The 14161-nt window shown below is 35.8% G+C and carries 12 protein-coding genes; 4 read left to right on the plus strand and 8 right to left on the minus strand.

Translation table 11 applies throughout. The features are described from left to right. Positions 1-156: 156 nt before the first annotated feature. The 3 genes from AC13DP_RS03440 to AC13DP_RS03450 all read right to left on the minus strand — a co-directional run bounded on the left by AC13DP_RS03440 (position 157) and on the right by AC13DP_RS03450 (position 1420). On the minus strand, positions 157-357 hold the full coding sequence (locus AC13DP_RS03440) for a hypothetical protein (RefSeq protein ID WP_013070688.1): 201 nt from the start codon (positions 355-357) through the stop codon (positions 157-159). Continuing rightward, positions 350-598, minus strand: coding sequence for a DUF2007 domain-containing protein (locus tag AC13DP_RS03445; RefSeq protein WP_041578714.1), 249 nt, complete (start codon positions 596-598; stop codon positions 350-352). Before AC13DP_RS03445 ends, AC13DP_RS03440 begins: the two co-directional genes overlap by 8 nt. Positions 599-682: 84 nt before the next feature. Continuing rightward, entirely contained in the window at positions 683-1420 is a 738-nt protein-coding gene (locus AC13DP_RS03450; protein ID WP_347406653.1) for a hypothetical protein, read from the minus strand. A gap of 317 nt (positions 1421-1737) precedes the next feature. Here AC13DP_RS03450 and AC13DP_RS03455 point away from each other — a divergent pair, with 317 nt between their 5' ends. Beyond that, positions 1738-2322: a DUF4136 domain-containing protein gene (locus AC13DP_RS03455; protein WP_083759741.1), complete on the plus strand. Its 585-nt coding sequence runs from the start codon at positions 1738-1740 to the stop codon at positions 2320-2322. A gap of 77 nt (positions 2323-2399) precedes the next feature. Here the strand turns inward: AC13DP_RS03455 and pheT are convergent, their stop codons facing one another. After that, positions 2400-4826 carry a phenylalanine--tRNA ligase subunit beta gene (gene pheT, locus AC13DP_RS03460; RefSeq protein WP_483067311.1) on the minus strand — a complete coding sequence of 809 codons (2427 nt, stop codon included), beginning with the start codon at positions 4824-4826 and terminating at the stop codon, positions 2400-2402. A gap of 98 nt (positions 4827-4924) precedes the next feature. Next, a complete protein-coding gene (recG, locus tag AC13DP_RS03465) occupies positions 4925-7024 on the minus strand; it encodes an ATP-dependent DNA helicase RecG (RefSeq protein WP_483067312.1) in 2100 nt (699 codons plus the stop codon). A 164-nt stretch (positions 7025-7188) separates the two neighbouring features. Here recG and AC13DP_RS03470 point away from each other — a divergent pair, with 164 nt between their 5' ends. From AC13DP_RS03470 to AC13DP_RS03480, 3 genes are read left to right on the plus strand one after another with little or no spacing between them, the layout of a single operon-like run. Beyond that, entirely contained in the window at positions 7189-9306 is a 2118-nt protein-coding gene (locus tag AC13DP_RS03470) for a M1 family metallopeptidase (protein ID WP_483067313.1), read from the plus strand. 12 nt (positions 9307-9318) lie between these two features. Beyond that, positions 9319-10221, plus strand: coding sequence for a patatin-like phospholipase family protein (locus tag AC13DP_RS03475; protein ID WP_013070697.1), 903 nt, complete (start codon positions 9319-9321; stop codon positions 10219-10221). Beyond that, positions 10221-11141, plus strand: coding sequence for a patatin-like phospholipase family protein (locus AC13DP_RS03480; protein WP_347406649.1), 921 nt, complete (start codon positions 10221-10223; stop codon positions 11139-11141). Before AC13DP_RS03475 ends, AC13DP_RS03480 begins: the two co-directional genes overlap by 1 nt. 584 nt (positions 11142-11725) lie before the next feature. On the opposite strand, the gene AC13DP_RS03485 is transcribed toward AC13DP_RS03480, so the two are convergent. The 3 genes from AC13DP_RS03485 to AC13DP_RS03495 form a co-directional block, all read right to left on the minus strand. Further along, the gene (locus AC13DP_RS03485) at positions 11726-11956 is read right to left on the minus strand and encodes a PLD nuclease N-terminal domain-containing protein (protein ID WP_013070699.1); all 231 of its coding nucleotides are present in this window, start codon (positions 11954-11956) and stop codon (positions 11726-11728) included. A gap of 134 nt (positions 11957-12090) precedes the next feature. Further along, entirely contained in the window at positions 12091-12612 is a 522-nt protein-coding gene (locus AC13DP_RS03490; protein WP_272959390.1) for a DUF7935 family protein, read from the minus strand. Between the two features lie 95 nt (positions 12613-12707). After that, positions 12708-13934 carry an amidohydrolase gene (locus AC13DP_RS03495; RefSeq protein WP_233421406.1) on the minus strand — a complete coding sequence of 409 codons (1227 nt, stop codon included), beginning with the start codon at positions 13932-13934 and terminating at the stop codon, positions 12708-12710. Positions 13935-14161 lie beyond the last annotated feature (227 nt).

The following is a 14161-nucleotide window of genomic DNA, read 5'->3' on the forward strand; positions in this document are numbered from 1 at the left end:
AAGATACAAAAAACAAAGAATAAAAGCAAGTTATTTATCTGATAACCAGTAGGTTATTCATATATTTCCTTCGGTATTATAATTAAGAAAAAAGTCTTTATAACAAAAAAGTCGGAAGAATAATCTTCCGACCATGACTGGATTTGGGCCGCTTTTTTATTTCAAAGATTTAAAGAATCTATACATGCAAATTATACCAGCAGTAATAAAACCTATGGCTAGGGCAAATTGCAGTTCGTACTTTTGATAATTGTCGTATAAGCTAATTACACGATATGCGCCATAGCCCAGAGAGAAAATCCCTACGGCTAAATACGCATAATTTCTTCCTTTAGAAGGTGAATTTTGTTTACTCATATTCGGCAACGTCACTAGGGAATGCCGATTTTACTATAGCAACAGCTTCATCAAAATGACTTTTAATTACAAAAAGCTGAACCTGTCCTGGTACACCTCCACCAAATCCTGCTCTTAGCCCAGATTCCATATCGTTTCTAACGCGATTAGAAATTCCAGATTTATTAAATAATTCCTGTAAATATTGCACATTTACATCGCTTCCAGTGTATACTCTTTCGTATGTTTCGTCGGTACTCATAATAATAGTTTATGATACTAAAATACGAAGATAAGATATTTTAAAAGCTTTATTTAATTAGAGTTTAACGTTATCAAATCCTTACTAAGCATTATAATATTTGCTGTTCCAAATCGATTCGCTAAAGTTTTTGCCCTTTTTGAAGCCATAAAAAATCGCAAGACCGCCAATCCATTTAAATACAAAAAATAAAATCATAAAAAACTCTGTGGTGGTTTGCTGTCCCCCATGCGCAAACATACCCTTTGGTATTAAATAAGTGATGGCAAGGCTAAGTAAAAACATAGAGAAGATAAAGTTCTCTAATTGCTTAAATGGCCACATTAATAGTTTTCTTAGGGGATGAAGATCGTTCCCCCACTTGTGTACCAAATAATAATAATCGTTGCCCATGGGTGCCATTAATAATGGATCATCGGCATTTTCTAATTTAAATAATCGTGCAGGAGCGATAATTTTAAACCCGGATAGTTTAGTATTTTGGTTGTTTTCCAACTTTCGGATAGCCATAACCGCCTCGTAAGGAATTTCAGCTTTAAAATAGGAAGAACTTAAAAATCGTAAACGATAATCAATGCATATTTTCTGGATATCACTAATATGAAAAATTCGATTAGATTCTAACAGTTCGAAGTTGAAAGAATTTGAGATATTTTCCCCATCAGCAGTATTTTTTAATTGCTGCATAATATTCTGATCTCTATGCTCATTTTCCTTAAAAATCGCATTGATTTCTTTTAGGAAAAGATGTTCAGATTTACGCTTATTTCTGGATTTTAAAAGTTGGATTTCAACGTTGGTGCGGGGAAAGTTCTTCATCATCAGTCACTTTGCATGAGCTACTAAAATATATAATATCCATGTAATTCGCAATTCTGTAAACGTTAATCATTTAAGGGATAATAGAGATTAAATGCTTGGCTTCCGTTTTCAGGAGTAGGAAACATCCCGAAATAAAATAAAACTGCCTCATGTGTTTGCTATGAGCTAGATTACAACTAGAATTTTTATTGATAAAAAAATCTATCTGAACGCAATTATACATTTCTAAATGGCTGTTAAATTTATCTCTAAACTTTGCTAAATCATTTTGTTTTGCCGTGCAAAGCTATTAATATGCGGCAAAAATTTAAAATATTATGAAATTACTTAATTGGAGTGCACTATTATCAATTTTTATCCTCCTTACAAGTTGTGGTGGGAGTAAGTCTACACAAGTGGGTGAAAATCCGAAAGATTTAAAGAATTATACAACGTATGCCTTTCTACCTAATAAAAATAAAATTACCACTCCGGGTTATAATAATCTGGAAATTAATACCGAGATTGTGAATACGATTAACGAAAATATGAAAGATGAGCGTTATCGCTATGTCGAAGATCAGCCGGAAGTTTTAATCTATGTTCATACCATGTTTGACGATAAAGCAGAGGTAAACGCCGATCCTGTATACACCAGCTATTCTTATTATCGTCCAGATTTTTATATTGGAGATTATTATAAGCCCTATATGTATAAGGATTATTACACGATTCAGCGTATTACAGGAGAGAATATAGATCAGGTTCCTTATAAATCAAAATCTATAGTGATTGATTTCATCAATCGTAAAAACAATAAAATTATTTGGCGGGGTACTACAGATAAAGTAGAAATAGACAATCGTCGTACAGCTCGTGATGTAAGAAAATATGTAGATGAAATTTTTAAACAATTTCCATAATACTCAAATAATATTTAAAACAACAAAGGCTGAAATTCTAAAATTTCAGCCTTTGTTGTTTATGAAAATTTCAAGGACTATCGTAATTCAGCTTTCAGTTCGTTTTCGAATCTATACTGAAGTTTACTCATGATTTTATCTATTTGCTTATCGGTCATGGTTTTGTTTTCATCCTGAAAGGTAAAACTCACCGCATAACTTTTCTTACCTTCGGGCAGGTTGTCCCCTTGGTATACATCAAAAAGATTCACTTCTTTAAGTAATTTCTTTTCTGTTTGGGCAGCAATTGTCTCAATTTCAGCATAAGATACCGTTTCATCTAAGAGTAATGCAAAATCACGTCTTACTTCGGGGTATTTTGGAATTCCAACAAATTTATTCGACCGTGTTTTAGTAATTTCTATCACTGCATCCCAGTTGAAATCTGCAAATAAAACTTCCTGATCCACGGCAAAATGTTTTAATATCGATTTTTTAACTACTCCAAATTCTACCAATTTCGCTTTTGCAGAACTCAACATTAAACCTTCAGCAAAAACATCGTTTTTAGAAGCAGCGGCTTTTAAATTCTTGATGCCTAATCTTTGAAAAATCACCTCTATAACTCCTTTTAGATAAAAGAAGGTTCCTTTTTGTCCAGCTGAATTCCAGCTTTCTCCAGATTGATTACCACTTACAAAAATAGAAAGATGTTTATTTTCAACGCGACCACTTACATAGCTGTGATAAGTTTTACCAAATTCAAAAAGCTTAAGATCTCTTCTTTTGCGATTTAAATTATAGCGAATACTTTCTAGACCACTAAATAACATAGATTGCCTCATTACCGAAAGATCACTACTAAGTGGGTTCAGCATTTCAACATTATATTCGCTTTTTAATTGCTCGCTGAGTTCTATATGCGATGGCATGGTAAGAGAATTAGCCATGGTTTCATAGAATCCTTGTCCAACCAGCTGATTAGCAATTATATTTTGAAGTTTGTAATCTTCGAATTTCGATGAAATTGAAACCGAAGCATTAAACTTTTCATTGATTTTTATATTGTTATACCCATACACTCTAAGAATCTCTTCGATCACATCAGACTCTCGCTGTACATCCACACGATAAGAAGGAATTGTTAATCCCATTCCCGTTTCGGTAACATTATTTACACGGATTTCTAAAGAAGCCAGGATTGATTTTATGGTTTCTTCTTCAAGGTTTTCACCAATTAATTTATTTACCTTCTCGAAGGTTAAGAATACCTGGAAATCTTCAATTTTCTTAGGATAAAGATCGTCGATATCACTGGTGATTTCCCCTCCGGCCAGTTCAGTAATTAAAAGTGCGGCGCGTTTTAGGGCATATTCAGTAATGCTAGGATCTATACCACGCTCAAAACGAAAAGAAGCATCGGTATTTAAGCCATGCCTTTTAGCAGTTTTACGAACACTTACCGGGTTAAAATATGCGCTTTCAAGGAAGACCTGATTGGTGTTTTGGGAAACACCGCTATTTAAGCCGCCAAAAACTCCGGCAATGCATAGTGGCTTTTCTTTATCGCAAATCATAAGGTCTTCTTCGTGAAGTTCTCTTTCTACTTCATCTAAAGTGGTAAATTTGGTACCGGTCTCTAGCGTCTTTACATGAATCTCGTTCCCTGTTATTTTTGCAGCATCAAAAGCATGTAGCGGTTGTCCCAGTTCATGCATTACATAATTGGTCACATCTACAATGTTATTTTTTGGAGTTAGCCCAATTGCTTTTAAACGATTCTGCAGCCATTTTGGAGATTCCTGAACTTTTACATCACTAAGGGTAATGCCGCAATAGCGAGGTGCTAAAGAAGAGTCTTCTACAAAAATGGGTATTCTTAAACTACGGCTGTCTACATGAAAATTACTTACCGATGGAGTGATTAGTTCTAAACTTTTACTTTGTTGCTGGTAACCCGCTTTTAAGTCTCTGGCGACTCCCCAATGTCCCATCGCATCTGCACGGTTTGGGGTTAAACCAATTTCAAAAACTTTATCATTTTCAACTTCAAAAATTTCAGCAACAGGTGTGCCTGGGATCAGGTCGTCTTTCATCACCATAATTCCTTCGTGACTACTACCAATACCAATTTCTTTTTCAGAACAGATCATCCCGAAACTACTTTCACCTCTAATCTTTCCTTTTTTGATCTGCCATTCTTCACCTTTCTCATCATAAAGAACAGTACCTATGGTTGCAACCGGAACTTTTTGCCCGGCAGCGATATTAGGGGCGCCGCATACAATTTGTACTTCTTCGCCATTACCAATATTTACTTTGGTAAGGTTAAGTTTATCGGCATTTGGATGTTTTTCGCAACTAAGTACATGTCCCACCACAATACCTTCTAAACCACCTTTTACACTTTGAAAACTATGAATCCCTTCAACCTCTAAACCAAGATCGGTTAGTAATTCGCCGGTTTTTTCGGCATTTTCAGGTAGCTTTATAAATTGTTTTAACCAGTTGTATGAAATCTTCATCTAAGTAATTTTACAATCTACAAAGATAGTATTACCAATTATTTTGGCATAATCTAAGGTTTGTAAAATTCACATAGATTTTTAGAAGTTTTCGGGAATCAGGAAATATAATTCCAAATGTTTTGATGCTTGGCTAGTTGCCCGTAAGTAAAGCGCAATACTTTATTCTTTTCTAAAGCCAGTTTTGGATCTTCTTTAAGTACTTTTTGAGCAACGTGACGAGCGGTTTTTAAGAGATCATTATCCTTTACAATATCGGCAATTTTAAGGTTGAGTACGCCGCTTTGCTGCGTGCCCATGATATCCCCAGGGCCACGTAGTTTTAAATCGACTTCCGCAATCTGGAAACCATCATTGGTAGCGGTCATGGTTTCCAGACGGGTTTTACTATCGTTAGATAATTTATGGCCGGTCATTAAAATGCAATAACTCTGCTCGGCACCACGCCCAACACGTCCACGAAGCTGGTGTAATTGTGAAAGGCCAAATCGCTCGGCACTTTCTATCACCATTACACTGGCATTGGGTACATTTACACCAACTTCAATCACTGTTGTTGCCACCATGATTTCGGTCTTGCCTTCAGCAAAACGCTGCATTTCATAGTCTTTATCTTCAGGTTTCATCTGGCCGTGTACGATCGAAATTTGAAAATCAGGAAATTCACGGGCAATACTTTCGTAACCATCCATTAAATCTTTATAATCCATTTTTTCAGATTCTTGAATTAATGGATAGACCACATAAACCTGTCGGCCTTTATCGATTTCTTCTTTTAGGAAACGGAATACCTTTAATCGGTTACTATCAAAACGATGCACGGTTCTAATCGGTTTTCTTCCCGGCGGTAATTCGTCGATTACTGAGATATCCAAATCTCCATATAAACTCATCGCTAAAGTACGAGGAATGGGAGTAGCCGTCATCACCAAAATATGAGGTGGAATCTTATTTTTTCGCCACAATTTGGCCCGTTGCGCTACACCAAAACGATGTTGCTCGTCGATGATTGCCAGGCCCAGATTATGGAACTTCACCTTGTCTTCTAAAAGAGCATGTGTGCCGATAAGAATGTCGATCTCACCATTTTCCAGTTTTTCGTGTAGTTCGCGGCGATGTGCTTTTTTAGATGATCCGGTAAGCAAATAAATAGAAAGTTCCATTTTTTCACACAATTCTACTAATCCCTGATAATGCTGAATCGCTAAAATCTCTGTAGGCGCCATTAAACAGGCCTGAAAATTATTATCGATGGCAATAAGCATGCTCATTAAAGCCACAATGGTTTTTCCTGAACCTACATCACCCTGTAATAATCGGTTCATTTGGGCGCCTGTTCCCAGATCTGCCCTAATTTCTTTGATCACTCTTTTTTGTGCGCCGGTAAGATCAAAGGGCAAATGATTTTTATAAAACCCACTAAAATATTCACCAATTTCGCCAAAAACAAAACCTTTTATTTTTTGTTTTCGAAGCTGGTTTTTTAGTAGTAATTGCAACTGAATGTAGAAAAGCTCTTCAAACTTTAAACGAAATTGCGCTTTCGCAAGTAACTCGGCATTTTTAGGAAAATGAATATTAAAAAGGGCCTCAGCTTTTGATATTAACCTAAATTCGTTTCTAATTTCTTCGTTTAAGGTGTCAAAAAATCGTGCTTTGGTTTCCACAAAAAGCTGTTGTAACATTTTATTCACCACGCGATTGGTAATCCCTTTTTTTTGTAATAATTCGGTAGACGGATAAATAGGTTGCATTGCCGCACGTAATTGCTTTTTAAAGTCGGCCAGCGTGTCCATCTCGGGATGCGGCATGCTGAACATTCCATTAAACCAGTTGGTTTTTCCAAAAACCACATATGGAGTATTGAGCTTCAGGTTTTCACGGACCCATTTATGGCCTCTAAACCAAACCAGTTCCATACGTCCGGTTTCATCCACAAAATCAGCAACCAGGCGTTTGCCGCGTTTTTGTTCAACAGTTTTAATATGAGTGATTTTTCCTACCACTTGTACTTCAGCCGAGTTGCGTTGTAATTCAGCAATCTTATAAAACCGGGTTTTATCCAGGTAGCGGTTAGGGAAAAAATTCACCAGATCCTGATAGGTGTGAATCCCTAGTTCTTTCCGTAGGACATCGGCGCGGTTAGGTCCTACGCCTTTTAAATAATCAATCGGAGTTTGAAGAATATTAGGATTCATAAAAACGAAGATATTAAAATGCGTAATTTTAGAATTATTTCAGGCACATTTTATGCTATTTCTTTTTAAGAATTGCGAATCAAAGCCGAAAGATTCGGTAATAAGCGAATCCTCTGGCATTAAATTTTGTAATTTGGCAGTACCAAAAACGACAGTTTTTAATAATGAAGAACATATTTTTTCCACTTTTATTTTTAAATGCCTATTTAGCGATAGCACAATCGATCTCTCCTGAGAATCAAATCGAATTTGTAGATTTTAAAACGGTAAATGCGGAAGTAAGTATTTATCCCGAATCGGCCAAAATTGATGGGGATGTTAACTATTCTTTTGAAGTACTAGAATCGGTAGATTCTATTTTCATAGATGCTGAAGATATGAGCTTTAAAGAAGTAAAAGTAAATGGAAAAGAAGCTGATTTTCGCTTAGCTAAAGACAAAATTTGGATTCAAAAGAAACTATCACCTTCTAAGGAAAATACACTGCAGCTAAAGTATTCTGGCTCACCAAAGCAAACCATGTATTTTATTAATTGGGATCTAGGAAATACAGAAGAAATAAGCAAGCAGGTTTGGACACAGGGACAGGGGCGGTACACCTCGCATTGGTTACCAAGTTTTGATGATATGAGAGAAAAGACGATTTTTAATTTAAAAATCAATTTTAAAAAGGACTATCAGGTTATTGCTAACGGAAAATTGGAAAGCGAAACAATGCTAAATGATTCGATTAAGCAATGGAGCTTTAGCATGCAAAACCCTATGAGTAGTTATCTGGTGGCAGTCGTTGCCGGAAATTATAAAAGTAAAGAATTACAAAGTGCTGGCGGAGTCCCTATTTCTTTATTTTATGAGCCAAAGGATAAAAATCTGGTAGAACCTACTTATCGATATTCAAAGCAAATATTCGACTTTTTAGTAGATGAGATTGGGGTAGCTTTTCCCTGGCAAAATTATAAGCAAATTCCGGTAGAGGATTTTCTTTATGGAGGAATGGAAAATACGGGGACTACTATTTTTTCTGAATCTATGCTTACAGATAGTATTGGCTTTAAAGATCGTAATTATGTAAATATTAACGCACACGAACTGGCACACCAGTGGTTTGGCGATCTGGTTACCGAGACTGAAGGAAAGCATCATTGGTTGCAGGAAGGTTTTGCCACGTATTACGCGTTATTAGCCGAAAAGCAGATTTTTGGTGAAGACTATTATTATTGGAAGTTATATGAAACTGCCGAGCAGTTAAAAAAACTCAGTGATCGCGGTGAAGGGGAAGCCTTACTTAACCCTAAAGCCAGTTCGCTTACATTTTACCAGAAAGGAGCATGGGCCTTACACATTTTGCGAGAACAATTGGGAAACGAAGCTTTTAAAATCGGGATAAAAAACTATTTGGAATTATATAGTTTTAAGAATGTTTCTACAGAAGATTTTCTGAAAGTAATGGAGAATGCAAGTGGGCAGGAGTTATCACAGTTTAAAAAAGATTGGTTAGAACAATCGGCTTTTAAAGCAAACGCAGCATTAAATTCTTTGGAAAAATCAGCATTTATTAGAAAATATTTAGACGTTGCTGCAGTTAGGGAACAAAGTGTGGGTACAAAATATAATATTTTAAATGGCGCGCTGGATTTTCCAGTTAACGATTATGTAGGCCAGGAAGCCGTTATGCAGCTACAGGGAACCACTGCCCAGGAAGCCTTAGATTTGTATAAAAAAGCTTTTGAAACCGGGAACATTTTTGTAAGACAGGCTATTGCATCTAGTGTGAAAGAAATTCCGCAACCTTTAAAATCAGAGTTTGAAAATTTATTGAATGATGATTCTTACTTAACAAAAGAATACGCCCTAATGACGCTTTGGACTAATTTCCCCATGGATCGCGCTAAGTATTTAAGCAAGACCAGGAATATCCAGGGCTTTTATGACAAGAACGTGAGAATGCTTTGGTTAACCCTTAACTTGGTAACACCAGAATATGATGCCGGTAATAGTCAGACGAATTATGCAGAGCTTTCTGGATATACCCAAACAAAATATCCTATGGAAATTCGACAAAATGCCTTCAGTTATTTATTTCAGATCGATGCATTTTCAGATCAGAATTTAAAAGATCTCATGCAAGGAACACAGCACTATGCCTATCGATTTAGAGATTTTTGCAGGCAATTGCTAAAGGAGTTATTAACACATGAAAAATATTTGGAAAAATTCCAGCAATTATCAGATTCGCTTCCTAAAACAGAACAAGAATATTTGCAATCTCAATTTTCTAAATAACTTTATACATATATGAAGGCATTAGTGATCTCGGGTGGTGGCAGTAAAGGTGCTTTTGGAGGTGGTGTGGCACAGTATTTAATTGAAGAAAAAAAACGAGATTACGATTTATATGTGGGTACGTCTACCGGAAGTTTACTAATTTCTCATTTAGCCCTAAAGGAAGTAGAGAAGATAAGGAAGGTGTATACTTCAGTAAACGAATCAAGTATTTTTAATAACCGTCCATTTTTAATTAAACATAAACACGGCGTAGACCATATTAGTATTAATCACTTTAATGTAATACGTAATTTTTTACAGGGTAAAAAGACCTTTGGTGAAAGCAAAAATCTTAAAAAATTAATTTTAAATACATTTTCAAAAGAAGAATTTCAGCAATTAAAGGCCTCAGAAAAAGATATTTTAGTGACCGTTTCAAATTTATCTTTAAATGATGTGGAGTATAAATCTATTAAAGATTTTGATTATCAGGATTTTGTGGAGTGGATTTGGATCTCCTGTAATTACACGCCATTCATGAGTTTAGTACAAAAAGATGGTTGTGAGTATGCCGATGGCGGATTTGGATCAATGGTACCCATCGAAGAGGCTGTGAAACGTGGCGCCACAGAAATAGACGCCATTATTTTGAAAACTGAAGTAAGTCATTTAAACCGAATGCCTTCTAAAAATGTTTTCGGCTTGATTACCAACTTATTTAATTTTATAACAGATAGGGTTGAAAATCAAAATATTAGAATAGGGAAGTTCGCTGCGGCGAATAAGGATGTAATTATTAATTTTTATTATACTCCCACAGTTTTAACCACGAATTCTCTTATTTTTGAAGAAGAGAAGATGAAGCGATGGTGGAAAAGCGGATTCAATTACGCAAAACTTAAGAGTGAAGAATTAAACCAAATCGAAGTTTAATGCGAGCATTGGTGATTTCGGGCGGCGGCAGTAAAGGAGCATTTGCAGGCGGAGTAGCCCAGTATTTAATGGAAGCCGAAAAGAAGAAGTATGATCTTTTTTTAGGTACATCCACCGGTAGCCTTCTAATTCCGCATCTTGCGGCCGGTAACATAGAAAAAGTTTACGAGCTGTATACCAATGTGAATCAGCGTAAAATCTTCAGTTTAAATCCCTTTATAGTAAAGAAAAAAGAAGGCCGGGAATATGTCACGATCAACTACTTTAACATGTTTTGGCAGTTTTTAAAAAAGAAGCGCACTTTTGGAGAAAGCAAAAATCTTTTAAAGCATATTAGGCGTAATTTTTCAAATGAAAATTTTAAAAACTTAAAGGATAAAGTAGGGGATGTTGTGGTAACCGTTTCTAATTTATCTAAAAATAGGGTAGAATATAAATCGATTCATGATTTCTCATATGAGGATTTTTGCGAATGGATTTGGATTTCCTGTAACTATATTCCGTTTATGAGCCTGGCTAAAAAAAACGGATTTGAATATGCCGATGGAGGTTTAGGATGTGTAGTGCCCATTCGAGAAGCTATAAAACGTGGCGCTACCGAGGTAGATGCCATAATTTTAGAAGCTGAAAATATGGAATATAACAAGGTGCTGGGTAAAAATCCTTTTAGTTTAATGCTCAATTTATACAGTTTCGTGCTCGATCAGGTAGAATATCACGATGTGATTGAAGGAAAACTGGCAGCACTGAATAAAAATGTAAAACTGAATATTTATTACACTCCCACAAAACTTACCGAAAATTCACTGGTCTTCAATAAAAAATTAATGACAAAGTGGTGGAAGCAGGGTTATGATTATGCCGCTACCAAGGTAAAAGAAGATAAAGAAAACACCAAAAAGACCAAAGTTGAGTTGTGATGGAAGCTAGATTTTAGTAGTGAGTATTTAGATGAGAGAAAAGGTAGACTTGAGAAATAAGATAATTTAAGAATGTCTTGATGGGAAAATCAAGAATAAACAACTTTAAACCTTAAATTTTTTGAACATTGAACTCTGTTCTCCATTACCCTAGGCTTCACCTGCCTGCCGGCGAGGCAGGGTCGAAATGACCTCAATGTATGTTATCCTATGCTTGTGAAGGTCAGATTTACGAGAAATAATCAATAGATTTCAATAGAAGAAGGGAAAGTAATAAACCGGGTGCTGTCATCTCGACCGTAGTGGAGAGGTTTTTTTTGCAGATTGATTTCGAAATTGAGATTTCTCGACTCGTACCTCGCTCGAAATGACAAGGCTTTTGAAGCTAACTGATAGCTGAATACCAATTTCTAAGCAACTAAAATAAACTCGCAATTAAATTGTTCAAATAATCCCAATTAGAAAAAATAGTGTAAAAAACTAAAAAGCTCAATCCTAGTAATAAAATATTAGTCCTTTCTTTTGGTTTCTGAGTTGTTTCTCTTTTTTTATTGTTCTATCTAATTTTAGAAAACAAAGATTTATTAATTCGGCTTAGCCTTACTAAAATCTGGTTTGAATTTTCGTTCTTTTATGGTGAAATTTTTCTTGAGCTGAAAATAAAATATTGATCCTAATACAGGAAATAAGAGCACGGCTAGCAGCCATGCCAGTTTTAAATAAGTATTTTCGAATCGAGATCTCGAAACATCCCAGATGGCCCAAAACCATAGCAAAAGGATTAAAATTACAGCGATAATCAGTAAAATATCCATACCCTAAATTAATGAATTTTTGATAGCTTTTTGTAAACCTTTAATCGTAAACTTTTAAAAACCAAAAATTTAAATTGCAGATTTTAGGAAGCATTTTTTAGCTAAAAGCTAATTGCTAGAAAACCTAAACTATACTACATAATTTCCTTAACCTCATTTTTTACATAGGTTAGTGCAGCAATGGTAGGGGCGTCTTCATCCATTAAAATGGTGAGAACCTTTTCCTGCAGCATCGCTGCATTTTCTACTGTGTTATCGGCAGCCGACTGTCGAATTAATGAAATAGTAGCATTTTTAGCTGTTTTTATATAATTCCAGCATTCATTAGAAATATAAATCTGTTGCGCTAAATTATGTTCGAATTCCTGGTCGATGGCGGTAACCAAAGTGTTGGAATACTGAATTTTATCTGAAGATTCAGGTTTAATCCTTATCAATAAATTCCCGGGAGAAATACGCTCCAGAAATAAAGCCATTCTTTCATAAGCCTGGAGCTTTAAAGGTAGTGCTGTTTTTTGATTTTCCTGATGTAATAAAAATCGACGTCTCCGATTTTCGTTTTCAGAAAAAGTTTTAAAAAAATAAAAGGACACACCTGCAACAATTAATGCTGGTAGGATATTATAAAGTAGTTGCAATAAATCGGTATCGCTCATGCTGGTTCGTTCTAAAAATTGAAAGGTACTTTTTCTTAGTTAAACGTCAAAGTTAACGAAAAAGTACCTTATTAATTTTATAGAATGCCGTCGCTTTATTTTGGAGGATCAAGGTAATCCAAAGCCAATTGAGTCATAGCCTTTACTCCAAGCAATAAGCCACTTTCATCAATAAAAAAATCGGGAGTATGATGTGGTGCCGGTTCCTTACTATCCAAAGGTTGCCCGCCCAGGAAAAAATATAATCCGGGAACTTCTTCCTGAAAATACGAAAAATCTTCCCCACCGGTGGTGGCTTTAACCAGTTCTACATGATCTTCTCCGGCTACTTTTTGCAGACTTGGTAGCATTTGGTTGGTTAAAGCAACATCATTAAAGGTTACTGCGGTGTTATTTTGTAGTTCTATAGTAGCTTCTCCGCCATAAGCTTCAGCAAGTTTAGGAACCATTTCCTTCATTCGGGTTAGAATTTTTTCTCGCATTTTTGGTTCTAAAGTCCTCACTGTTCCAATCATTTCAGCACTTTCAGGAATAATATTAAAACGTACTCCACTGGTGATTTTTCCTACGGTAATCACGGCGGCGGCATCGATCAGTTTAGAATCTCTGCTAATAATGGTTTGTAAACCATCGATAATTTTTGCTGAAATAAGAATAGGATCGGTTCCGCTCCAGGGTTGCGAGCCGTGTGTTTGCTTTCCTTTTACCGTAATAACAAAACGTTCTACTGCTGCCATTGTACCTTCAGGCTTATACCGGATGGTGCCCACGGGAGTTTCTGAATTGATATGCAAACCAAAAATGGCATCCACATCAGGGCTTTTTAACACCCCCTCTTTAATCATCAATTTAGCACCACCTTCTTCTCCAGGCGGTGGTCCTTCTTCAGCCGGTTGAAAAATAAATTTTATGGTTCCATGAATTTTATCCTTGTGCTTGGCTAAAACTTCAGCGGTACCCATTAAAATAGCGGTATGTGTATCATGGCCGCAGGCGTGCATTACACCGGTTTGCGAACCTAAAAACTCGGTAGTAACTTCAGATTTGAAAGGAAGCTCGTTTCTTTCGGTCACTGGTAAAGCATCTATATCAGCTCTTAAAGCCACAACTTTGCCGGGATGGTCCCCTTTAAGTAGAGCTACGACTCCGGTTTTGGCAACTTCGGTCTCGACCTTCAAACCTAGATTTTTTAAATGTTTTGCGATTTTTTCGGCGGTTTCAAATTCGCGATTTGATAGCTCGGGATGTTCATGAAAATCCCTTCGCCATTCAATGACTTTTTCTTCTACGTTAGCGATATCTTTTTTAAGATCGGCATCCATTTGCTGACCATAACCGAAAATTGAAAATAGAATAAGGGGTAGGTAGTAAATTTTCTTCATAGAAATGTGTTAAAAATGATGGTTGTATTTATTTAAACTGTAGTTTTCTTAAAAATACTAAAAAATATAAACTATTTGAAATTCGCTTACCACTGTTTAAAAGTATTAACAGGCTGGGTTTAGAAATTGATTGATTTTGGTTAAATTCACCCTTTTAAAATTTGAAG

Source organism: Zunongwangia sp. L-65, assembly GCF_056859415.1.

Excerpts from the sequence above, each read along its gene's own strand:
- AC13DP_RS03440 (WP_013070688.1), bottom strand. The coding sequence starts at position 357 with ATGAGTAAACAAAATTCACCTTCTAAAGGAAGAAATTATGCGTATTTA.
- AC13DP_RS03495 (WP_233421406.1), bottom strand. The coding sequence starts at position 13,934 with ATGGATGCCGATCTTAAAAAAGATATCGCTAACGTAGAAGAAAAAGTC.
- AC13DP_RS03475 (WP_013070697.1), top strand. The coding sequence starts at position 9,319 with ATGAAGGCATTAGTGATCTCGGGTGGTGGCAGTAAAGGTGCTTTTGGA.
- AC13DP_RS03455 (WP_083759741.1), top strand. The coding sequence starts at position 1,738 with ATGAAATTACTTAATTGGAGTGCACTATTATCAATTTTTATCCTCCTT.
- AC13DP_RS03470 (WP_483067313.1), top strand. The coding sequence starts at position 7,189 with ATGAAGAACATATTTTTTCCACTTTTATTTTTAAATGCCTATTTAGCG.
- pheT (WP_483067311.1), bottom strand. The coding sequence starts at position 4,826 with ATGAAGATTTCATACAACTGGTTAAAACAATTTATAAAGCTACCTGAA.
- AC13DP_RS03490 (WP_272959390.1), bottom strand. The coding sequence starts at position 12,612 with ATGAGCGATACCGATTTATTGCAACTACTTTATAATATCCTACCAGCA.
- AC13DP_RS03445 (WP_041578714.1), bottom strand. The coding sequence starts at position 598 with ATGAGTACCGACGAAACATACGAAAGAGTATACACTGGAAGCGATGTA.
- AC13DP_RS03480 (WP_347406649.1), top strand. The coding sequence starts at position 10,221 with ATGCGAGCATTGGTGATTTCGGGCGGCGGCAGTAAAGGAGCATTTGCA.
- recG (WP_483067312.1), bottom strand. The coding sequence starts at position 7,024 with ATGAATCCTAATATTCTTCAAACTCCGATTGATTATTTAAAAGGCGTA.
- AC13DP_RS03450 (WP_347406653.1), bottom strand. The coding sequence starts at position 1,420 with ATGATGAAGAACTTTCCCCGCACCAACGTTGAAATCCAACTTTTAAAA.
- AC13DP_RS03485 (WP_013070699.1), bottom strand. The coding sequence starts at position 11,956 with ATGGATATTTTACTGATTATCGCTGTAATTTTAATCCTTTTGCTATGG.